Source organism: Dehalococcoidia bacterium, from assembly GCA_003597995.1.
Lineage (GTDB): Bacteria > Chloroflexota > Dehalococcoidia > Dehalococcoidales > UBA1222 > SURF-27.
Genome location: QZJY01000011.1, coordinates 1 through 22,077 on the forward strand (window position 1 = coordinate 1; position 22,077 = coordinate 22,077).

General features: G+C 56.0%; 23 protein-coding genes, 1 tRNA gene and 1 rRNA gene. 19 read left to right on the top strand and 6 right to left on the bottom strand.

Annotated features, from left to right (window positions below):
* Window positions 1-229: 229 nt before the first annotated feature.
* From C4542_01510 to C4542_01565, 12 genes are all read left to right on the top strand, one after another.
* Window positions 230-463, top strand: coding sequence for a hypothetical protein (locus tag C4542_01510; protein RJO62880.1), 234 nt, complete (start codon window positions 230-232; stop codon window positions 461-463).
* Between the two features lie 243 nt (window positions 464-706).
* A complete protein-coding gene (locus C4542_01515; GenBank protein RJO62881.1) occupies window positions 707-1,858 on the top strand; it encodes a radical SAM protein in 1,152 nt (383 codons plus the stop codon).
* Window positions 1,855-2,982 carry a radical SAM protein gene (locus C4542_01520; protein RJO62882.1) on the top strand — a complete coding sequence of 376 codons (1,128 nt, stop codon included), beginning with the start codon at window positions 1,855-1,857 and terminating at the stop codon, window positions 2,980-2,982. Before C4542_01515 ends, C4542_01520 begins: the two co-directional genes overlap by 4 nt.
* The gene (locus C4542_01525) at window positions 2,975-3,964 is read left to right on the top strand and encodes an Lrp/AsnC family transcriptional regulator (GenBank protein ID RJO62883.1); all 990 of its coding nucleotides are present in this window, start codon (window positions 2,975-2,977) and stop codon (window positions 3,962-3,964) included. Before C4542_01520 ends, C4542_01525 begins: the two co-directional genes overlap by 8 nt.
* 3 nt (window positions 3,965-3,967) lie before the next feature.
* On the top strand, window positions 3,968-4,618 hold the full coding sequence (locus tag C4542_01530) for a bifunctional precorrin-2 dehydrogenase/sirohydrochlorin ferrochelatase (protein ID RJO62884.1): 651 nt from the start codon (window positions 3,968-3,970) through the stop codon (window positions 4,616-4,618).
* Window positions 4,615-5,877: a glutamyl-tRNA reductase gene (locus C4542_01535; protein ID RJO62885.1), complete on the top strand. Its 1,263-nt coding sequence runs from the start codon at window positions 4,615-4,617 to the stop codon at window positions 5,875-5,877. Before C4542_01530 ends, C4542_01535 begins: the two co-directional genes overlap by 4 nt.
* The gene (locus C4542_01540) at window positions 5,874-6,791 is read left to right on the top strand and encodes a hydroxymethylbilane synthase (GenBank protein ID RJO62886.1); all 918 of its coding nucleotides are present in this window, start codon (window positions 5,874-5,876) and stop codon (window positions 6,789-6,791) included. The genes C4542_01535 and C4542_01540 overlap by 4 nt, the downstream gene beginning before the upstream one ends.
* Window positions 6,788-8,308: a uroporphyrinogen-III C-methyltransferase gene (cobA, locus tag C4542_01545; protein ID RJO62887.1), complete on the top strand. Its 1,521-nt coding sequence runs from the start codon at window positions 6,788-6,790 to the stop codon at window positions 8,306-8,308. Before C4542_01540 ends, cobA begins: the two co-directional genes overlap by 4 nt.
* On the top strand, window positions 8,309-9,301 hold the full coding sequence (gene hemB, locus C4542_01550; GenBank protein RJO62888.1) for a porphobilinogen synthase: 993 nt from the start codon (window positions 8,309-8,311) through the stop codon (window positions 9,299-9,301).
* Complete coding sequence (gene hemL / locus C4542_01555) at window positions 9,301-10,596, top strand: glutamate-1-semialdehyde-2,1-aminomutase (protein ID RJO62889.1); 1,296 nt, start codon at window positions 9,301-9,303, stop codon at window positions 10,594-10,596. Before hemB ends, hemL begins: the two co-directional genes overlap by 1 nt.
* A gap of 390 nt (window positions 10,597-10,986) precedes the next feature.
* A complete protein-coding gene (locus C4542_01560) occupies window positions 10,987-11,406 on the top strand; it encodes a hypothetical protein (protein RJO62890.1) in 420 nt (139 codons plus the stop codon).
* Window positions 11,403-11,825, top strand: a complete 423-nt coding sequence (locus C4542_01565; GenBank protein RJO62891.1) for a dehydratase — start codon at window positions 11,403-11,405, stop codon at window positions 11,823-11,825. Before C4542_01560 ends, C4542_01565 begins: the two co-directional genes overlap by 4 nt.
* A 68-nt stretch (window positions 11,826-11,893) precedes the next feature.
* On the opposite strand, the gene C4542_01570 is transcribed toward C4542_01565, so the two are convergent.
* From C4542_01570 to C4542_01595, 6 genes are all read right to left on the bottom strand, one after another.
* Entirely contained in the window at window positions 11,894-12,262 is a 369-nt protein-coding gene (locus tag C4542_01570; protein ID RJO62892.1) for a nitrous oxide-stimulated promoter family protein, read from the bottom strand.
* Between the two features lie 2 nt (window positions 12,263-12,264).
* Window positions 12,265-12,891: an N-acetyltransferase gene (locus C4542_01575; protein RJO62893.1), complete on the bottom strand. Its 627-nt coding sequence runs from the start codon at window positions 12,889-12,891 to the stop codon at window positions 12,265-12,267.
* Window positions 12,812-13,798, bottom strand: a complete 987-nt coding sequence (locus C4542_01580; GenBank protein RJO62894.1) for a PBS lyase — start codon at window positions 13,796-13,798, stop codon at window positions 12,812-12,814. The genes C4542_01575 and C4542_01580 overlap by 80 nt, the downstream gene beginning before the upstream one ends.
* Window positions 13,779-14,516, bottom strand: a complete 738-nt coding sequence (locus tag C4542_01585) for a hypothetical protein (protein ID RJO62895.1) — start codon at window positions 14,514-14,516, stop codon at window positions 13,779-13,781. Before C4542_01585 ends, C4542_01580 begins: the two co-directional genes overlap by 20 nt.
* 171 nt (window positions 14,517-14,687) lie before the next feature.
* The gene (locus C4542_01590) at window positions 14,688-15,998 is read right to left on the bottom strand and encodes a TldD/PmbA family protein (GenBank protein RJO62896.1); all 1,311 of its coding nucleotides are present in this window, start codon (window positions 15,996-15,998) and stop codon (window positions 14,688-14,690) included.
* Between the two features lie 2 nt (window positions 15,999-16,000).
* Complete coding sequence (locus C4542_01595; GenBank protein RJO62897.1) at window positions 16,001-17,377, bottom strand: TldD/PmbA family protein; 1,377 nt, start codon at window positions 17,375-17,377, stop codon at window positions 16,001-16,003.
* A gap of 401 nt (window positions 17,378-17,778) precedes the next feature.
* On the opposite strand from C4542_01595, the gene C4542_01600 reads away from it, so the two are divergent.
* The 7 genes from C4542_01600 (at window position 17,779) to C4542_01630 (ending at window position 22,014) form a co-directional block, all read left to right on the top strand.
* Window positions 17,779-19,271 (top strand): 16S ribosomal RNA (locus tag C4542_01600).
* A 121-nt stretch (window positions 19,272-19,392) separates the two neighbouring features.
* Window positions 19,393-19,653, top strand: a complete 261-nt coding sequence (locus C4542_01605; GenBank protein RJO62898.1) for a hypothetical protein — start codon at window positions 19,393-19,395, stop codon at window positions 19,651-19,653.
* Window positions 19,654-19,730: transfer RNA gene (locus C4542_01610), tRNA-Ile, on the top strand. It begins immediately after the preceding gene.
* Window positions 19,731-19,979: 249 nt separating this feature from the next.
* Window positions 19,980-20,567, top strand: a complete 588-nt coding sequence (locus tag C4542_01615; protein ID RJO62899.1) for a hypothetical protein — start codon at window positions 19,980-19,982, stop codon at window positions 20,565-20,567.
* On the top strand, window positions 20,564-21,040 hold the full coding sequence (locus tag C4542_01620; GenBank protein ID RJO62900.1) for a cytochrome C: 477 nt from the start codon (window positions 20,564-20,566) through the stop codon (window positions 21,038-21,040). Before C4542_01615 ends, C4542_01620 begins: the two co-directional genes overlap by 4 nt.
* Before the next feature lie 9 nt (window positions 21,041-21,049).
* Complete coding sequence (locus tag C4542_01625; GenBank protein ID RJO62901.1) at window positions 21,050-21,487, top strand: transporter; 438 nt, start codon at window positions 21,050-21,052, stop codon at window positions 21,485-21,487.
* 110 nt (window positions 21,488-21,597) lie between these two features.
* On the top strand, window positions 21,598-22,014 hold the full coding sequence (locus C4542_01630) for a carboxypeptidase regulatory-like domain-containing protein (GenBank protein ID RJO62902.1): 417 nt from the start codon (window positions 21,598-21,600) through the stop codon (window positions 22,012-22,014).
* Window positions 22,015-22,077 lie beyond the last annotated feature (63 nt).

A 22,077-nucleotide genomic window follows, 5' to 3' on the forward strand; every position in this document is an offset into this window, starting at 1 on the left:
GGTATTAACAGATACGAACTTCGTTCGGTCCGCTTCGCGGCGAACTACATCCCTCGACCACAATGGTCGGGGTATTCGGGAAAAGGTGAGTATAAAAAGTATACTTCCGCATGCCCCGTTCACGTGCCGCCAGGTTGAGTACACACGAACCCTCGGAGATAAACCTCGACGGCAAAATCATTCCTTACTCTCTTAAAAGAAGCCCGATCAGCGCGCGGAGGCGTTTCGTTTGGCCAGTGAGGTTGGGTCCGATTTTGGCATTACATTAGCCGTGGCAGGACTGACCCTGGTCGATTCCATTCAAGCATTTACGTCCCATCGCCAACCGATTATGGAAAGTGTAATCGGTATGATGCGAAAGAGAGATACCCTGGCTGATGGCATCTTTCCGGCCATACCGCTAATTGACAATATCATGGACCATGCCCTGTTCGCTCCGGTCGAAGCTTATCAGCAAAAGTAAAAACCGCCACGCCCAAATCAAATGCCGGTTGTTAGACCCTCTAATTGCTGCTAGACCTGTCCTCGCTTATAACTCTTCGGTCCCCTTCTCTAAATAGCTTACTTTCCCACCGTCATATTTGACAGTATTGTTATCATATTGTAATATTTATACAGTTTTTTTAATGTTTTTGTAATTATCTGCATGTAATGCTGTCCAAATAACGCTGCTAGGCCAAAGTAAGTTTGAAGTTGGGGGGCTCCTTTGATATCCATAACGCGCTTGCTCTGCGATAACGTTGGCCCCGGTGACTACCTCCGCTATGAGAAAAAGGAACAACCACGGCCTGTCGTGGTTTGGAACTGCACCCGTCAATGCAACCTGCGCTGCATCCACTGCTATGCCAGCGCGAAAACCAGCAAAGCTCCAGGAGAGTTAGATAACGCTTCCGCTAAAAAGCTGATCCGGGACCTGGCCGATTTCGGGGTGCCGGTTATCCTCTTTTCAGGCGGAGAGCCGCTCATGCGGGTAGATTTGTTCGAGCTCGCGCAGTATGCCCGGGAACTGGGTATCAGGGTGGCACTTTCTACGAATGGCACTTTGATTACTCCGGAGGCAGCCGAGCAGATAAGGCAAATAGGCTTTGCCGAGGTAGGAGTGAGCCTGGACGGCATAGGCGCCAACCATGACCGTTTCCGGGGCAAGTCCGGAGCCTTTCAGGAGGCACTGGGCGGCATAAGGAACTGCGTAGCCCTGGGCCTCAGGGTATCTTTACGACTTACCATGACCCGCTACAACTATCAGGAAATCCCGGCAATACTCAAGTTAACGGAGGACGAGGGGATAAACCGCATATGTTTCTACCATCTCGCCTACGCAGGGAGGGGCGGCAATCTCCAGGCACAGGACCTCACGCACGCCGAGTCACGGGCTGTTGTGGATACCATCTGCGAGCAGGCGCTGTCCATGCACCGGCGCGGGCTGCCCAAGGAAATCCTGACTGTCGGCAACCATGCCGACGGCGTCTATCTCTATCTGCGCTTGCGCAAGCAGGACCCCGAGCGGGCCAGCCGTATGCTGGATCTGCTTAGGATCAACGGCGGCAACAATGCAGGGGTACGGATTGGGGCGGTAGATGGCCTGGGCAATGTCCACCCCGACCAGTTCTGGCAGCAAGCCATCGTCGGCAACGTGCGCGAGAGAAAGTTCGGCGAAATATGGTCTGATCCCTCTCAGCCATTGCTGGCAGGACTGAGAGAACGCAAAAAACTTTTAGAGGGACGCTGTGCCCGCTGCCAGTATCTTGACCTTTGTAACGGCAACCTGCGCGTGCGAGCGGAGGCGGCTTACGGCAACGCCTGGGCAGAGGATCCTGCCTGCTACCTCAGCGATGAAGAAATCGGAATAATCTCATGAGGACTGAAGTAACTTCAAACCTTGTTGGAGAGCAAATCATCACCTCGAGGCTGCAACTGGTCGCCTGGGAGATAACCCGCAGCTGCAACCTGTCATGCGCCCACTGCCGGGCGTCAGCGCAACAGGGCACCTATCAGGGAGAACTCACTACCAATGAGTGTTTCCGCCTGTTAGACCAGATAGCGGCGGCCGCTAAACCCATCATTATCTTGACGGGTGGTGAGCCGCTAGCCCGCCCCGACCTTATACCCATCGCCCGCTATGCCGCCGGCCTGGGGCTGCGGGTAGTCCTCGGCTCAAACGGCACGCTCGTCTCAGGGGATATGGCCCGCAGCCTGAAGGACGTACCGATAGCCCGTCTTGGGGTGAGCCTGGACTTTCCTACCGAGTCGTTACAGGACAAGTTTCGCGGAAAGGCGGGGGCTTTCCGCGAGGCTCTGCAGGGCCTCGCCAACGCCCGGCAGGCAGGGTTGCCCATCCAGATTAACGCTACCATTACCAAACTGAATGTTGCTTACCTGAATGATCTGGTAAACCTGGCAATAGAGGTGGGGGCATCCGCTTTTCACCCGTTCTTGCTGGTACCCACCGGCCGGGGCAAGGGATTGGAATCTGTCGAACTCTCCTCCGAGGAGTATGAGGCGACGCTGAACTGGATATATGATAAGCAGCAGGAGCTGGGAGATCGGATCTTCTTCAAGCCCACCGACGCCCCCCACTACCTGCGCATCGTGAAGCAGCGCGAAAGGAGCCAGCCGGCTGCAGCCTGCCCGACGCCGCAACACTCCGGCCACCACCCTGCCAATAGCCTGAGTCGGGGATGCCTGGCGGGCACTGGATTCTGCTTTATCTCCCATGTGGGCAGGGTGCAGGGCTGCGGTTATCTTGATGTCTCTGCCGGAAACATCAAGGAGCAGACCTTTGGCGAAATCTGGGAAAACTCTCCCCTTTTCCGAGAACTCCGGGACCTCTCCAAAATAAAAGGCAAGTGCGGCGCCTGTGAGTACAAGCGCATCTGCGGCGGCTGTCGCGCCCGCGCTTACGAGACCAGCGGGGACTACCTGGCGGCCGAACCCTATTGCGTCTACCAGCCCCGGGCCTGCGGGGAGAGCGCGAATGCGTGACACGATTGCGGTTAGTCCGGACGGACGCCTCCTCCAACTGCTGCAGGGTGGCTTTCCCCTGGTACGCCAGCCCTATGAGGAACTGGGACGGCAGCTTGGTCTTAGCGGTTCCGCGGTAATAGCCCGCATCGAAAAACTCAAGGAAGACGGCATGGTACGGCAGATAGGCCCGGTGATAGACGGGCGCAGGCTGGGCTACCAGAGTACGCTTCTGGGGATGCAGATCGCGCCGGAGCAATTAGCTCTAGCAGAGAGAATTATTATAGAACACCGGGGCATCAGCCATGCCTACGAGCGAGAGCATGCCTTTAACATCTGGGTGACGCTGGTGGCACCACCCGGCGTGTCTATCGAGACAGAGGTCGCTCGACTGGCAGCGGCTACGGGAGCTACAGCAACCGTCTCATTGCCTGCGCTTAAGGTATTTAAACTAAAAGTCCATTTCGGGCCGGACGACGATGATGTTACCGCAGACAGCCACGCAGGCGAAGCTCCTCCGGCCAGAGTGGCGCTATCTGTTATCGACAGGCGGATTATCAACGAATTGCAGCGAGACCTGCCGCTTTCTCCGGCTCCTTTCGATGATATGTCGAAGCGGCTTGGTATGGATGGGGATACTTTTCTTGCTATTTGCGAAGGGCTCATTCAAAGCGGCGTTATACGCCGTTACGGTGCGTCTATCAACCATCGCCGGGCGGGCTACAGCGCTAATGCCATGGTCTGCTGGAGGGTCGCGCCCGAAAGAGTGGACGCAGCCGGGGCGGAACTGGCTGCGCACGCCAGTGTCAGCCACTGCTACGAGAGGCAGACGAGCGCGCTGTGGCGGCACAATCTCTTTGCCATGATTCACGGCGTGGCCCGCCAAGACTGCGTGGCAATAGCTAAGGCCGCCACGACAGCCAACGAGCTTAATGACGGCGCGGTCCTCTTCAGCACCCGTGAGATAAAAAAGACTCGCATCAAATACGAGGTGTCGGAGTAGCCTATGCCACAGTACTTTCCCATCTACCTGGATATCACCCGGCGCAGTTGCGTGGTGGTGGGCGGCGGGGAGGTTGCTTTGCGTAAGGTGCAAGCGTTGCTGGATTGTCAGGCCGCGGTAACCGTAGTAAGCCCCGTCGTCTGTCACGGACTTCTTGAACTGTCCCAGAAGGGAGATGTCAAGCTAATACTGCGTAAATATAAGGCGGGGGACCTCCAGGGGGCTACCCTGGCGATAGCGGCAACCGATGAGCGTGAGACTAATCTCCAGGTGTCCCGTGAGGCCAAGGAAAGAGCCGTGCTGGTAAACATAGTAGACGAACCGAAAAGCTCCGATTTCATCGTCCCGGCGTATTTCCACCGTGGTGATATCACCATCGCAATTTCCACCGCGGGCAGTAGTCCTGCCTTGGCTCGTAAACTCAGGACCAGACTGGAATCTGAGTTTGGTCTCGAATACGCCGTGCTTGTCGGCCTCGTTAACGACGTCCGTCTGGAGATAAAGAGGCGCGGTAAAACGGTGGACGCCGAGAACTGGCAGACGGCACTGGATTTGGACAGCCTGCTCGCTTTGATACGGGAAGGCGATGAAGACGGCGCCCGGCGGCTTTTATTAAACAACCTTAATGCCCTGACAGGCGGACAAGAGCCATGACGTTACACCTTAAAGTGGTAGGCATCAACCACCGCACCGCGCCGCTGGAATTCCGCGAGAAACTAGCCGTCAGCGGCCCCAAGCTGGGACCGGCCCTTACTTCTCTAGGTTCTTTTACGGCGCAAGGGATAATCCTCTCCACCTGCAACCGCACCGAGGTCTATACCACCCACCGGGGCAGCCTGGACGAGGCGCAGGCGGGTTTGCACTTCCTCTGTGCGCGCCTGGGTAAAACCGCTGGCGAACTGGCGGCGTATTGCTATGTTCTGGAAGACAGGGATGCCGTCGAGCATCTCTTCCGCGTGGCGAGCGGGCTGGAGTCAATGGTCGTCGGTGAGAGCGAGATTCTGGGGCAGGTCGGTCAGGCACTGGAGGCCGCCGAAAAGGCTGGTATGGTCAGTCTGCCCCTCCAGCGCGTCTTTCTGCAGGCGGTGGGCACCGGGCGCAAAGTGCGTGAGGAGACCGGCATCGGCAAGAATGCCGTCTCCATAAGTTCTATCGCTCTGGATAAGGCGGCTAATATCCTGGGCGATTTCAAATCTTGCAAAGTACTGGTGCTTGGCGCCGGCGAAGCCGGCCAGTTGGTGGCCAAGGTGGCCCGTGACCGGGGTGCCCGCCAGATTCTCATCGCCAGCCGCACCATAGAGAGGTCGCAGGCCCTGGCAGAGGCCATGGGCGGGACTCCCATTGATCTCAGCAGCCTGGCGGAAGTTCTATGCGAGTGCAGCGTGGTCGTCACCTGTGCCGTGGCGCCGCACTGGATACTGGAGACCAACCAGGTGGAAACAGCCATGCGTCACCGCACCGCGCCGCTGGTGCTCATTGACATTGCCGTTCCCCGCAACGTGAATCCCGCGGTCGGCCAGCTGCCCAACGTTTTCCTTTACAACATTGATGACATGGTCTCGGCCTCCCAAGCCAACCGCAAGCAGCGCGAGGGTTGGATAGAACAGGCGGTGGAGGTCGTTACCAGCGAGGCCTGCAGGACCATGTCATGGTGGCAGACACTGGCCACCCGGCCGGTGGTGCGGGCGCTCATGAGCCAGGCGGAAGAGATCCGGGCTCAGCAGGTGGCGAAGACATTGCCCAAGCTGCCATCCCTCTCCGCAGAAGAGCGCGCATCCCTGGAGGCTATGACCAAGGCTATTGTCAGCAGGATACTACGCAAACCTATCCGCTGCCTGGAGGGTAGCGACGGTGTTGAATACGGTGAGGCGGTGCGGGGGCTCTTTAATTTAGATACTGAAGGAACGGGATGAGAGAAAGCCTGATTATAGGTTCGCGGGGAAGCCGGCTGGCCCTGATTCAAACGGAGTCAGTGGCGGCCAAGATTCGGGCTCTGGCCCCGCGCCTGAATATATCCATCCGCCGTATAGTGACGGCAGGTGACCGCGACCGCCGTCACTCGCTCGACCAGATTGGGACGGCGGTGTTCGTGAAAGAGTTGGAAGAGGCATTGCTGGCGGGGCAGATTGACCTTGCGGTCCATAGTCTGAAGGATGTGCCCACGGAGATATCGGCGGGGCTGTGCCTGCCCGCGGTTTTGGCTCGTATTGACCCGCGTGATGTGCTGGTGGCAAACTGTCCGCTCGATGCCATGGCCCCCGGTTCCGTCATCGGCACCGATAGCCTGCGGCGAACGGTGCAGTTTTTAAAAGTCCGCCCCGACCTCCGCGTACGCGATATCCGTGGCAACGTGGATACTCGGCTGGCGAAGGTTGCTCGCGGCGAGTTCGACGGCGTGCTTGTGGCCGCAGCTGCACTACTGCGTCTTGGCTGCCAGGATCGCATTACCTACTACCTGCCACTGGAACAGTGCCTCCCGGCTGTGGGGCAGGGAGCCTTGGCCATAGAGGCGCGGGCAGGAGATAAAGAAGTGGCGGAGTTGGTGACCCCGCTCAACCACTGGCCAACTGTCCAGGCAGTGACAGCGGAGCGGGCTTTCCTGCAGGCCCTGGGTGGCGGCTGCCGTGCCCCCATCGGCGCTCTGGGCACAATGCGCGGCGAGACACTGACGCTGGAGGGTATGGTGGGCAACATGGGGCATCAGAAAATACTGCGCCACAGCATGACAGGTAGTGCACAAGAACCGACCCGGCTGGGAGAAAATCTGGCGCAGGCCATGATGCGGTTGGGGGCTGCCGATTTTATAGCCGAGGTTGTCCTCAAATGAAACCGGGAATGGTATATCTGGTAGGAGCCGGTCCCGGTGATCCGGGGCTGATTACACAAAAGGCACTGGACTGCCTGGCCCGCGCCGAGGTCATTGTTTACGACCACCTGCTCGACCGCCAGCTTCTTGAGGCTGCTAATCCGCAGGCCGAGCGCATTTATGTCGGAAAGTCCGGCGCTAAACATGCACTGGAACAGGCGGAGATAAACCGGCTACTGGTGGATAAGGCTCGGGAGAGCAAACTGGTGGTGCGTCTCAAGGGCGGAGACCCCTTTGTATTCGGACGTGGTGGGGAAGAAGCGGAAATGCTGGCCGCGAGCCGCATCCCCTTCGAGGTAGTGCCCGGGGTCTCCTCGGCCGTTGCCGTGCCGGCCTATGCCGGTATCCCTGTCACCCACCGCGGCCTGGCATCCTCATTTGCTGTCATTACCGGTCACGAAGACCCCGGCAAGACCAATTCCAGCATCAACTGGGAGAAGCTGGCTACTGGTGTCGATACCCTGGTCTTCCTCATGGGGGTACAGAACCTCGGCGGCATCGTGGCTAAATTACTGGAGTTTGGGCGCGCGCCGGAAACGCCGGTAGCTGTTATCAAGGATGGGACATATTCCAACCAGTTGACCATCGTCGGTCAACTGTATAACATCGAGCGCGAGGTCAGGCGGCGCAAGCTTACCCCACCAGCAGTGGTTGTAGTGGGTCAGGTAGTGCAACTTCGAGAGAAACTGGGCTGGTTTGAGGCGCGCCCGCTCAAGGGAATGCGCGTCATGGTAACCAGGGCCCGCCGACAGGCGAGCATGCTCAGCCGGTTGCTCGCCGAGCGAGGCGCCGTGCCGGTGGAGTTACCAGCGATTGACATCAAACCGGTGTCTGATACCACGGAAATCGACCGGGCGATTCAAAATGCAGCTGAGTACCAGTGGCTGGTGTTCACCAGCAGCAACGGTGTGGAGGCTTTCTTCCAGCGCCTTCATGCTTTGAGACTGGACGGCCGGGCGCTCGCTGGTCTTCGAATTGCCGTCATCGGACCAGCCACCGCCGCAGCGCTCTCAGGCAACGGCATTTCTGCCGACTACTGCCCGACCGTTTTCACCAATGAAGCCCTCCTCGATGGGTTTCGCGGTCTAGGCATCGGCGGGCAGCATTTGCTCCTGCCGCGTGCGGATATCGCCGACCGGGCGCTCAGCGATGGGCTTGCTGCTCTTGGCGCCATTGTGCACGAGGTGGTGGCTTACCGCACTACACCCGCTGTGGAAACAGCCGAGGAGACCAGTCGTCTCCTTGCTGCGGGCGAGATTGACCTGGTGACTTTTACCAGTTCCTCCACTGTCAACAACCTGATGGCGGCCCTGGATGGGGTGGCGGGCAAGCTGGCCGGGATGAAGGTCGCCTGCATCGGCCCTAAGACAGCGGCAACCGCACGGGCAGCCGGGCTCACAGTGGACATCGAGGCTGCAGAGCAGACCATGCCTGGCCTGGTGCAATCCATCGAAGACTATTTCAGAAAGGAAACCTAGATGCCATCTGAGTTTCCCACTTTACGCCCCCGCCGCCTGCGCCGCACGCCGGCGCTACGGGCGCTGGTACGCGAAAACAGCGTTGATATCAACGACCTGATTTACCCTCTGTTCGTGGTTGAGGGGAAGGATATCAGGCAGGAGATACCCTCCATGCCAGGCATCCGGCGTTTTTCACCCGACCTGCTAGCTCCGGAGATCAAGGAGATTGCCGCTCTGGGCATTCCGGGCGTCCTCCTTTTCGGCATACCGGCACAAAAAGATGATTTAGGCACGGCGGCCTACCAGGCAAATGGGGTTGTCCAACAAGCGGTGCGCATTATCAAAAAGACTGCGCCGGAGCTCATCGTGGCCACTGATGTCTGCCTGTGCGAGTACACCGACCACGGCCATTGCGGTATAATCCGGGGCGGCCAGGTGGACAATGACCGGACCTTGCCTTTGTTAGCCAGGATGGCCATGTCCCACGCCGAGGCCGGCGCCGACATTGTAGCCCCATCGGACATGATGGACGGTCGGGTCGGCACTATACGTCAGGCGCTCGACAGCGGCGGATTCACACAGACTGCCATCATGTCCTACGCCGCCAAGTATGCCTCGGCCTTCTATGGCCCTTTCCGCGAGGCAGCGCAGTCCAGCCCTCAGTTCGGCGACCGCCATTCATACCAGATGGACCCGGCCAACGCGCGCGAGGCGCTAAAAGAGATAGCACAGGACATCAGCGAGGGGGCAGACATGGTCATGGTCAAGCCAGCCCTGGCCTATCTAGATGTCGTACGAAGGGTGCGCGACAGCTTCGACTGCCCGCTGGCCGCCTACAACGTTAGCGGCGAATACGCCATGGTCAAGGCGGGCGCTAAACAGGGCTGGCTGGATGAGCAGCGCACCGTGCTGGAGATTCTCACATCCATCAAGAGGGCCGGCGCCGATATCATTATCACCTATCACGCCCGGGAAGCGGCCGGTTGGCTAAAAAACATTCAGGGGGAATGATGGAAATGGGCAACAACTCGGACAAACTGTTTGCCGAGGCGCAGCGTTATCTGCCGGGTGGAGTGGACAGCCCTGTACGCGCCTTCCGGGCTGTGGGTGGCAATCCTCTCTTTATTACCAGAGGTAAAGGTTCAAAGATTTTCGATGCAGACGGCCGCGAGTACATTGATTTTGCCGGCTCGTGGGGGCCCCTCATTCTGGGGCACGCCCCGCCCGTAGTGGTAAGGGCTATCAAGAAGGCGGCCGGACGGGGTACCAGCTTCGGCGCTCCTACTGAGGCAGAGACAACGCTGGCGCGGATGATATCCACAGCGATACCCTCCATGGAGATGCTACGCTTCGTAAGCTCTGGCACGGAAGCCGTAATGAGCGCATTGCGCCTGGCGCGCGCTTTTACCGGACGCGACAGGATTATCAAATTCGCTGGCGGCTATCACGGACACAGTGACGGGATGCTGGTGAAAGCTGGGTCCGGGCTGGCGACGTTAGGTACTCCAGACTCGGCTGGCGTGACCGCAAGTTGCGCGCAGGATACCATGGTCGCGTCTTATAACGACCAGGGAGCAGTGAAACAACTCTTCGAGCGCTATCCGGCGGAAATCGCCGCCGTCATCGTAGAACCGGTGGCTGCCAATATGGGAGTGGTCCCGCCCCAGCCGGGCTTCTTGGCGGGGCTGCGCGAACTGACCCGTCAGTACGGTGCGCTGCTCATTTTTGATGAAGTCATCACTGGCTTTCGAGTCGCCTATGGCGGGGCACAAGCCCTGTACGGCATCACGCCGGACATGACCACGCTGGGCAAGGTTATTGGTGGCGGTCTTCCGGTGGGAGCCTACGGCGGCCGCCGGGAAATTATGCAACTGGTGGCTCCCCTGGGGCCGGTGTACCAGGCAGGCACCCTGTCCGGAAACCCTTTAGCCATGGCGGCCGGTATCGCTACCATTGAGGCCCTGCACGACCCGGCGCTCTACCACCGCCTGGAAGATAATTCCACATCTTTGGAGAAGGGCATCGCTGAGGCTGCGGCAGACGAGGGTGCAAAGGTCTCTATAGCACGAGTTGGGTCACTTCTCACGGTCTTCTGTATGAGTAACGCCCCTCAGGACTACCAGTCGGTGCAAGGCGCAGATACAACCCAGTTTGCCCGTTTGTTCCATGCACTGCTTGCCCGAGGAGTTTATTGGCCACCATCGCAGTTTGAAGCCGCCTTTGTCTCTTTAGCCCACTCAGACAGGAACATCCGGCAGACAGTGCAAGCGTTCCGGCAAGCCTTTTTGTCACTGCCGGCGGCGTAAACAATTCCCCAGGGTTGTGATCTCCAGTCTGAAACGCAAAGCGACTCAATTGTGCACCTGCCTCTGCTTGGTGGGTACGCAAAAATGTGCAATCTTCAGCGCCGGAATTATTGAAGTTTGAAAGTGGTCTTAAACGTTCTTTAATTACTAATAGTCTCATAATAAAATGGTCTCATTTCGCAGCGTAAGCGCTTACCGCCATCTCAGACTATTATGAGACCATTAGTAAGTGGGCCGCCTCTAGACTCCTCGGTTGCTCCGAGCCTCTCGAACGGTTGGAGGGTGAGGCAAGGCTCATCTTCCTCATCCTCGCAACGACAGGTGATTTCTTGACACGAAGCGCTGCCTCAATATAGACTGATTACTCGATTACGACTATTTGGATTGGCAATGATTCAGCAACTGACTATTGAAGATTTAAAAAAGAATGTCGGCCAGTCTTGGCTGACGCTCACCTATCCCATAGAGCGCGGCATGGTGCAACGCTTTGTTGAAGCCGTCGGCGACGAAAATCCGCGCTGGCAGGGGAAAAAGCCGGAAGCCCCGTCTGCCTTGTTGCTCACCATCGGTTTCGAGCGCGTCATCTCAATGCTGCTCGGCCTGCCGGAAGCCGTGCTCCACGGCAGCACTGAACTGGAGTGCTTCGAGCCGGTAAAAGTCGGGGACACCATCACCGTCAAAGCGAAGGTCTCGGCTTTCCGCGAGCGTCCGCCCATGACCTTTATCAACCTGGAGCTCGAGCAGTACAATCAGAAGGGCGTGCTGGTGGCGCGCTGCAAGCAACTGGCTATACTGAGAGGCAAGGCATGAGCCCTCTAACTGGTTTCGATAAAATCGCCGTCGGCGCAGAAATTCCTTCCCTGGTGAAGCAACCCACCAAGCAGCAACTGGTGATGTGGGCCGGGGCTTCGGGTGACTACAATCCCATTCACTACGATAAAGATTTCGCCCAGAGCCGTGGCCTGCCTGGAGTTGTGGTGCACGGGCAACTCTCGACGGCCTTCATCTGCCAGATGTTGTCGGACTGGTATGGGAAAACGGGCAGCCTCAAAAAGCTTAACGTGAGCTATAAGGGACTGAATTTACCTGGAGATATGCTGACCTGCCACGGTGTGGTCAAGGGGAAATCATCGGACGGTGAGAACCTGGTTACCCTGGATGTGTGGGTGGAGAACCAGAGGGGCGAGAAAACTGCGGCGGGGACGGCGACCGTTTCTCTCACAAGTTGATATAATAATCCGAAAATCGAGATATTACGAACAAAAAGAGGGGGCACGATGCATCGTGCCCCTACACGTTAGGTCAAATAATGCAGCAGCAGGTCCAGCCGGCCGTGTTTTATCAAATACGTACCAGAGAAGCGCATCACCTGGCGCACCTTCTCCCTATAACCCGGCGCATAGCAGTGGGTCTTACATTTGCGGCATGATGGCCTGGGGTCGTATGGGCACAGGCTCAGCTTGGCGATGCCGTGCTCCAGCAAACGGGAGCAATCCGAGCATAGATTCAAGCCGCGCAACCTGATTTGAAGGTCCTCGTCAGCGATATAAAAGGCTTGTTTGGCGATCTCTTTATGATTTTCACGGCAGTAGACATTGATGAAATTGCCCAGCACGCGCAAGTCTTTTCTATTTTTAGGAGTGAGGCGGTCAAAGAGCTTTGGCATGATCAGGGGGTTCTCTCGGCTATAATCTGCGGCGACAATCCCGTTTTGGCATAATCCTCAACCGAAAGCTGCATCAAGATGTAGGCATCGCCGTTCTCCAGCAGGCTGCCGCAGGGCTGGAAGCCGCATCGGGAGAAACATTTCCGGGCGCGCTCATTGCATTCCAGCGTCTTCAGGTGGAGCCGTTGCATGCCCAGGTGATTAAAGGCGTAATCCATAAGAGCCCGGAAAGCGTCGCTGCCGTATCCTTTACCCCAGTAGCGCCGGTCCCCGATGACGATACCGACGTGCGCCTCGGCGTGTTCCCAGTCGATGTTATAAATGGCGCAGTTGCCGATGTGCCGCCCTTCGTCGATGGTTTTGATGGAGAGGAACTCTTTGGCGGGATGGTCGCCCGCGGAAGCGGATTCAAAATGAGTGAGGTAACGGATGAATGAAATCTTCAGGGGATGTTGCCCGTTGAGCGCTGCCAGCTCCGCGTCTTTGCGCCAGAGGTAATCGCGCGGGGCGTCCGCCAGGGACATGGAGTGCAGGCTGACCCTTTCTCCTCTAATCGGCGTCCGGCTCATCGGATTCATCCGGGCGCTGGTTAGCAGGCTCTTCGTAAGCTTCCATCTCGGAGATTCCATGTTCCGCAGCCTCTCGGACGGCCTTGCTCTTGTTGGTCATGAGAGTCCGCAGCCTCTGCTTGGCTTCCTGTCCGCCTATCTTGCTCAGTGCGAGGATGGCAGCCAGTTTGACCTCCATATCGGCGTCAACCGTCAACTCTATAAGTCGCGGTACGGCCTCGGCTTCGCCCAGCTCTCCGGCGGCGGTGGCGGCCTCGTAGCGCATTTCGGGGTCGTCATGGTCCATCTCCTTGAGCACTGTCGGCATCCACAAAAGGTCGCAGTTGCGTCCCATGGCGTAGACGGAGCTTATCCTGAGACCTGGTTCCTCGCGGCGGTACGCCTCCCAGATGGTCCGTGTGACTTCGGGCAGGCTGAGGGGCGCGATGGCTTCCAATGCTCTGCGGCGTACCTCGATAGGCTCATCGTTGTTGTGGATGACGGAGAGGAGGGTCTGCGATATGCGTAAACGGTTTTCGCCGGAAATCTTCTGGTGCTCCGCCAGCAGGGCGAACCTCCCCAGCGCGGTGGCGGCGGCGCTCCTGACCTCGGCAGCCGGGTCCTGCTGCACCAGCCGTATCAGAGGGCGAACCAGCGAAGGCTCGCAGTTTTCCCATAAGCCTTCGACGGCCTTGCGGCGCACGTCGTCGTCGGCATCGTAAATGGCGCTTCTGTATATGCGGTCGAAGTTGAGCTCGACGTTGTCTTCGCTGAGTTCTTCCAGTCGCGCGAGAATCTGACGCTTCCTTTCAGTGTCTATCCGCGACCAGGTCGCTTCGAGATCTTTTAGTTCATCCACGCTCAGGTCCGACAGCTCGCCCAGCTCGGCGTTGGAGAGCGGCTGGGAGGTGTCGGCGATATGCGCCAGTATCTCCGCCAGAGGCGTCTGCTGAGGGGCTACCTTCGGTTCATCCGTCTTCTGATTCATCTTCTTCGCGTTCCCAGATGGGCTCGGTAAAGTAGTCGATATATTCTTCCATGGCTTCGGCGGCGATTTGCTTCATGCGTTCGCGGGCCTCGGTGGCCGCCTGTTTGAGCTCAGAGTAATCTATCTTAATGCCGAGCAGGTTTGCCAGTGCGTGTACAATGGCCAGCGCTGCCACCGGGTTGTGCAGCCGGGTGGTATAGTTCGGTACCTCGCCGAGCAGGCAGGCGCCCTCGAGCTTGCGCTCCTTGGCCACCCCCAGCAGTATGCCGTTCATACCGGCTATCTGCAGGTTGCCGCCCTGGACCAGATTTTGCCTGGCAAGCTCTTTCACCACCGCAGCACTGGTACCAACCCCCCAGACCTTGGGGTCTTCCGTGTGGTGAATGCGCGTGATGGCGGCAGCGCAGGTGTAAATGCGTTTTACTTTGAAGCGCACGGCGGCATCCACGATGGTATTCGCCAGGTCGTAGCTCTTGGTATTAGGCTGGGCATCGCCCATGAAAAGAATGAGATCGTCGCCCTTGGGGTTTTTCCAGTAATAAAAATGGCTCTGAGGGAACTGGGGTTCCTCCACCACATTATTGCGCACCATAACACCGATGGGGTCGAAGAAGAAAGGCGCGCGCACTTCCGCCAGCTCTTTGAATTCCAACTTACGCGCGATATAGCTGGCCACGATCATGGCAACGTTGGAGATGCCGGGCCATGCTGCCAGCATGTTGGGCTCGCTCAGGGTGGGGCGGGCGCGTATTTTAATGGCGTCTTTTATTTTGGTTCACCTCACACTGGATTATACAATAATTAGGGGCTTAATGTCGTTTGCCAATTACCTGGAATCCGATCAGTCAGATTCCAAACAGCCTCAAATTAATCTGTATTTCTATCCGAATCATTTGCTGGAGACGGAAAGCGACGGGCAATATATCGAAGGAGTGAAGAACCTTCCGCCGAGCCATCTGCCGTCGTTGCCGATAGCCGCAATATCTTTGAGCAGTTCGTATACATTGCCGAAGACCATAGTGTCCTTGACACGTCCGGCTATCCTGCCATTTTCAATCTTGTATCCCAGCAGCACGTTGCCGCTGAAATCGCCGCCCAGGATGTTGCCCTGGGTAGCCCCCATCACATGTTCGATAAACAATCCTTCTTTGATGTCTGCTATCATAGAATCCGGTGAAACATCTCCGTTATTGAATACAAATGCGCCCGGCGCGGGCGACGGCAGCCCTCCGCCGCGCCCGCCGTGTCCCGTGCTCTCGGTATGCGCCAGAGCAGCCGTTTTGAGGTCATATAAGAAGTTTCGGGGTGTGCCGGCCTCGATAAGCGGGAGTTTTCGGCTGGGGATGCCTTCGTCGTCAAAGGGTCGGCTGCCCGGCTGGAAGGCAATGGTGGCATCGTCGTAGAGATTTAGCTTCCGGTCGAAAATCTTCTGATCGATTTTGTTGCCAAGGGGAGAAGCCCCCTCGAGCGCGATCTTGCCGTTGAAGGCGGCCATTAGGGGAGCGATAAGTGCGCTGGCCACACCGTCTGGCGTGAAGATGACCGGCAGCTTGCCTGTCGAGACACTGGACTGAGTCCTGGCCCAGGCTAACTGGCGTCTGACCGTATTCAAAATATTGGTCGTATCCAGCACCGGGTGACAAGAACTCTCGCTCTCGCCTACAAAAAGCATATCCGAGCCATGTATGACGGTGCCTTCGATACCGATGGCAAAGGCGCTCTTGGTGTAGGCGGCCTCAAGCCCCGAAGAGTTGGCGATGCTTATTGAAATTTTGTTGCGGGTGACGGCGGCTTCGCACAGGATTTCCGGCGTGTGAGTGGTGAGGGCGGAGACCATCTCCTCACCCAGGTCTACCATTTTCTCCAGGCTGACTCTCTCCACCGCTGGGTCGTAAACCTCGACTATAGGAAACTCGACAAGTCCGGGCAGATTGAAATTGGCTGGAGCGCCGAACTGGGCTGTCTCGATGGCGGCCTGCATCAGGCCGTCAACGTCCTCGGGTTTGTTGGAGCTCGCGAAACCGACACGACCGTCCTTGAAAATGCGCAGGGAGATGCTGGTGCTCTCCTTGCTCTGCAGGCTCTTGAGGCGGTTGGCCTCGAAAACCACAGGAGTCTCCTCTGAGATGAACATGAAGACCTCGGCTGATTGAGCAGTCTTTTTAGCTTTGTCCAGTATTTTTTGAATGAGGTCCTGCATGTTTATTTGCCCCCTACCAGACACTTCTGGATGCGTATGTGCGGGCTGCCGTTGGAGACTGGGAGGGGGGATTGTCCCCCCTTGCCGCAGCCGCCGCCCTGGTTCATGTCGAGGTCGTTGCCGACGGCGTCTATGTTCTGTAGCGTCTCGAAAACGTTGCCGGTGAGGACGACCGGGCGCACCATCTCAGCCAGCCTTCCGTTCCTTATCATGAAGGCCTCGCCGGCGGAGAAGGTGAACATCTCCATGCTGGTGGTGCCGCCGTACCAGTTGCGGGCGTAAACACCTTCTTTAATGTCGGCGATCATTTCGTCAAAGGTGGTATTCCCCTGTTCTATATATGTGTTGGTCATGCGCACGATGGGAGGGTAGCGGTAGTTAATGGCGCGGGCGTTGCCGGTAGGCTTTTCACCCATTTTGGCGGCGGTCTCGCGGGAGTGGAGACGGCCCACCAGTACACCTTCTTTTATTAAATGAGTTTTGGCGGCGGGTGTCCCTTCGTCGTCGTATTTGAAGCTGCCGCGCAGACCTGGCACAGCCGCGCCGTCAACGATATTCAGCTCCGGGCGACCGAACCTCTTGCCTAAGACCATCAGCTCGCGCATGCGCTCGTTCTCGTAAACGAAATCAGCTTCGGAGAGATGGCCGAAGGCCTCGTGCACGAAAACGCCCGCCAGTATCGGGTCGAGCACAACCGTATACTCGCCGCCTTTAGCCTGGGGGGCAGCCAGCAGTCCCAGCGCGCGTTGCGCCATTTCCTTCACGTCATCGTCTAAGTTTTGGATGGCCGTGAAATCGCCGGGGCTGCCCATGCTCATGTTGGCCTGTTGCACCTGGCTGCCATCGGAGGCAATGGCGCTCAGGCGCAACGTCACGTCGGCGCGTTCCTGCTGAATAAAACTGCCTTCGGAGTTGAGAAAAATACTCCTTTTATAGCCGTCGCCATAGCCGATGTTGGAGGTTTGCAGTTTGGGGGTTTTCCAGATGATCGCGTTATATCCGTCCAGTAGTTCCTTTTTGTGAGCCAGGGGGATTTCAATGGGATTCAGACGGGAGTGGGGGATGCCTTTATCCACTACCACCGGAATGTCCGCCAGGCGGCTTTCTCCCTTTCCAGCAATTCCGGCTTCTTTTATCGCCAGTTTTATACGCTCGTCGATATTGTCGAGGCTGTTGAAGCTCGCGAAGCCCCAGCCTCCCCGCACCAGCGCGCGAATGTTGCCGCCCACTGAGGCGCCCTTGCCGATGGACTCTAGCACTTTTCCTCTATAAGTGATGTAGCTGGATACGCTGTCTTCCAGGTGGGCTTCGATGTAATCGGCCTTGTGTTCCTTCAGCTTGGACGCCAGCTCTCTCGCGATGTCTTCAATATGAGGCAAAACAAGTCCTCCAATCCAATAGACTATCTAAGAGTTTACGGCGGAGGGGTTTTGACTGTCAATTTGTGTCGTGGACTCTTGCGGTTATAGTACAACTTATGAAAGCACTATTGAGATTCCTCATTTGGGGGTTGAGCGCTAGCTGGTTCAAGCTTATTATAACTAGGGGGCAGTCGTTTTAAAAATAATCCTGAAAATCTTCTCTACTGGTAAACCAAATTCGTTTTATCTATGCCTGTGATACGCCTGGCTATGTCCCCATCATATGTATTTGACAAGGTTTACCCGTTATGATAGTATTTACCTTGCTTTGTCGCGCACCTTAACAACTGGATAGCGGAAGGAAGAACTTAGAACTAAAGAGCAAGAATCTAAACGCTCTAAGCGTTTTAATTGGCTTAGAGAGTTTGATCCTGGCTCAGGATAAACGCTGGCGGCGTGCATTATGCATGCAAGTCGAACGGTGCCGCAAGGCACAGTGGCAAACGGGTGAGTAACACGTAAGTAACCTGCCTCTGAGTGGGGAATAACTTCGGGAAACTGAGGCTAATACCGCATATGGTTTGCCCTCGATGGAGGGTTCACCAAAGCCGCAAGGCGCTCGGAGAGGGGCTTGCGTCCGATTAGCTAGTTGGTGGGGTAACGGCTTACCAAGGCTGTGATCGGTAGCTGGTCTGAGAGGATGGTCAGCCACACTGGGACTGAGACACGGCCCAGACTCCTACGGGAGGCAGCAGCAAGGAATTTTGCGCAATGGGCGAAAGCCTGACGCAGCAACGCCGCGTGAGGGATGAAGGCCTTCGGGTTGTAAACCTCTTTTGTCAGGGACGAATAATGACGGTACCTGGCGAATAAGCTTCGGCTAACTACGTGCCAGCAGCCGCGGTAATACGTAGGAAGCAAGCGTTATCCGGATTTACTGGGCGTAAAGTGAGCGTAGGTGGCCTTTCAAGTCGGATGTGAAATCTCCTGGCTTAACTGGGAGGGGTCATTCGATACTGTTGGGCTAGAGGACATCAAGGGAAGGTGGAATTCCGGGTGTAGTGGTGAAATGCGTAGATATCCGGAGGAACACCAGTGGCGAAGGCGGCCTTCTGGGATGTTTCTGACACTGAGGCTCGAAAGTGTGGGGAGCGAACAGGATTAGATACCCTGGTAGTCCACACCGTAAACTATGGACACTAGGTATAGGGAGTTTCGACCCTCTCTGTGCCGAAGCTAACGCTTTAAGTGTCCCGCCTGGGGACTACGGCCGCAAGGTTAAAACTCAAAGGAATTGACGGGGGCCCGCACAAGCAGCGGAGCGTGTGGTTTAATTCGATGCAACACGAAAAACCTCACCAGGGTTTGACATGTCGGAAGTAGCGAATCGAAAGATGAACAAACTGTTAAGTCAGTAGCCGTCACAGGTGCTGCATGGCTGTCGTCAGCTCGTGCCGTGAGGTGTATGGTTAAGTCCTGCAACGAGCGCAACCCTCGTGGTTAGTTGTTTTCTCTAACTAGACCGCCCCGCAAAACGGGGAGGAAGGTGGGGATGACGTCAAGTCAGCATGGCCTTTATACCCTGGGCTACACACACGCTACAATGGGTGGTACAATGGGTAGCAACAACGCGAGTTGAAGCCAATCCCTTAAAGCCATCCTCAGTACAGATTGCAGGCTGAAACCCGCCTGCATGAAGTCGGAGTTGCTAGTAAACGCAAATCAGCATGTTGCGTTGAATACGTTCTCGGGCCTTGTACACACCGCCCGTCACGTCATGAAAGCCGGTAATACCTGAAGTCGATGGGCTAACTCGCAAGAGGGGCAGTCGCCGAGGGTAGGACTGGTGATTGGGACGAAGTCGTAACAAGGTAGCCGTAGCGGAAGCTGCGGCTGGATCACCTCCTTTCTAGGGAGTAATGGGGCTTCGGCCTCATCATCCCAGGTCGAATCCGCCTTAGGGCGGACCGATAACTGCATACAATCTTCCTTCCGCTATCCAGGGGTTAAGGTGAATTCATATAGTTCGTAAGATGAAACACCAGACACTGCGCATAGCTGCCACGCTCCTGACCATTCTGGCATGGGTCATGGGAGCCATCGGCGCAGTGGTTTCAGTGCTTGTCGGAATAGGGGCCGCCACGGCCGTAGCCAAGATAGGCTTCGTGCTTGGCGGCTTTATAATATCCGCCGTTTCTGTTATCATGATGCTGGCGGTATCGAAGCTGATTTACCTCTTCATAGATATAGAAGAAGACCTTGCCAAGATAGCCAGATCCGCCGACGGCAAATAAGGGCGATTAGCTCAGCTGGTTAGAGCACAGTCCTGATAAGACTGGGGTCTGAAGTTCGAATCTTCAATCGCCCACCACTATGTACTACAAGCAGAACTGATTATTCTTCTTTTTATCGCGGCAGAAAAAAGGGCAGTATAAGCCACTTTAGTGTTATTGTCTTTTACTACAAGCTCTTTCACAAAGCTTCGAATAAAGACACTTCTCTCCGGCAAACAACTCTCATCCCCCGTGCCTTGACAACCGAAATAATGGTATTATAATAACCGTATAACACTATATGCGCATATACCAATCTCTGAACAGGGTGGTAAATGAGGAATGAGATGTTGAAGAAGTGGTTATCTAGAGTCTTTACAAAAACCTCACTTAAAGCCGCCTCACCTCCAGTCCCATTCCTTGTGGTTACCGTTCTTGCAGTTAGTTTAGCTGTTACCAGCACCTTTCAGGTTACATGTCCGGGCTGTCACGGCGCCGGCATGTTGAAAACAGCGCAAGGGCTACAGGCACAGATTACCGACATGATGCAAACCGATCGCCACGTTCCAGCTGGGTGTTGCGATGATCCATATGCCGAATATACTTATATAGTTACTGTCACAGTGACTAATCCGGGAAGCAGTACCATAAGCGGTAACCTTACCCTCAATTTCTATGACCCCGGTGATAGCCCTCCCCAAGACGGCGATAATGTGGTCCATTCCTTAACCCTGGGGGTAGCGGTTCCTGCCGGCGCCACTAAAACCTATACACGGTCCTGTTCTCTCCGAGAATTCGGCGCAATGCTTGAGGAGCCACATCGGGCGGCCGTCGATTCAAAAACTTTGAAGGCTGAAATAGATACGCCCTGTACAAATTGCGATGGTCGTGGGACATTGGCATTCTTTGACTGGCTCGAAGGACAGGCTAAGTGAAACTGAAATTGCGCCCTAACGTGATCGTTATTACCGGCGTGGCCATCGGCCTATCTGCAGCCCTCGGCCAGGCTTTCTTGCATATTCAACCCCCCGAGGCCTATGGCGTTTGTATGGTCGGCCATCCCTCAGTACTGGTAAAGTGGCTGCTCAACAATATCTGGCATACCAACCTGTCGATTACCTCCGCTTTTGTTATCTATCCCTCACTACTAGCGGTCGGCCTTGTGGTGGGTGCCCTGATAGCCAGCGCTAAAAATAAGGAGCTTATCCGACAACCAAGCACGGCTAAAAACAAATATGGGGCTATTCTTCTCGGATTCTTGGTCGCCAACTTAGGTCTTGTCGTCGGAGCCTGCCCCATACGGACAGGACTCCTGGTGGCCTACGGTAGCCTGCTTGGGGTCGTTGCCCTGGGCGGGATCGTCACCGGTGTTTTTCTGGGCGTTTGGCATTTACGCCGAGCTAAATAGAGTAATAATATGATTGCATTTATCAGCACTCTGGTCATCGGTTTGGTATTGGGATACCTCGGGCAACGCTCGCGCTTCTGTGCCGTCGGCGGATTCCGCGACTTTTTTCTTATAAGGGATGCCCGGTTGTTAAAGGGGTATGCTGCTATCATCATCACCGGTTTTTCCAGCTTAGTTTTTTTTAAACTTATTGGCGGCAGCGTTAACCATTTCCCGCTTGGAATGGATATCACTGATATCCCATCTGCGGTCACCATTGCCATCGCAGCTATGGGCATGGGGTATTTTTCCACCTTGGCTGACGGATGCCCCTTCAGACAGCATGTTGCCGCCGCCACCGGCAGATCGTCGGCAATGTTCTATCTTGTTGGTTTCTATATCGGGATCGGTTACTACCTTCTGGTAACTGCGAAAGTGCTTAATGTTATCCTAGCTTTATTTCACTAAAACAAATTGTCCGAGTGAAATCCCAATAATATTCTGTGAGTAAAAAGTTCTATAGTCTTAAACTCAATCATAAAACTCCTGTCAGGTTTAAAAAAGGGGTGGCTGCTGAAATGGGGATCGTAAAGGAGGGAAAGCAAAAATTTATTGGTGACGGCATCATCATCTTCCATGACGCCTTGATAATAATGTTAGTTATGGCCGCCACTGTTGGATTTATGATTAGCGGCTGCGGGGGCGGTAAAACCAGCATACAAGTGGTTGTTACGGATTACTCAGGCATACCGCTCAACGGAGCCAAGGTAGTGTCCTTAAGCCAGCCTGAGGGTCAGCCAAAGCTCACTGGCATCACCACCAAGGTAAGCAACAAAGTAACGTTCAAGGACATCAAAATGGGAGAATACCAGATACAGATTAGCGCCGCCGACTATAATGCCCAGAATATTAAGGTCGCAGTAGAGGACGAGCAGGTGTTCATAGCAAAAGTCTTTCTCAATAAACTTCCCACGACCTTACGGTCGGGGTATTAACAGATACGAACTTCGTTCGGTCCGCTTCGCGGCGAACTACATCCCTCGACCACAATGGTCGGG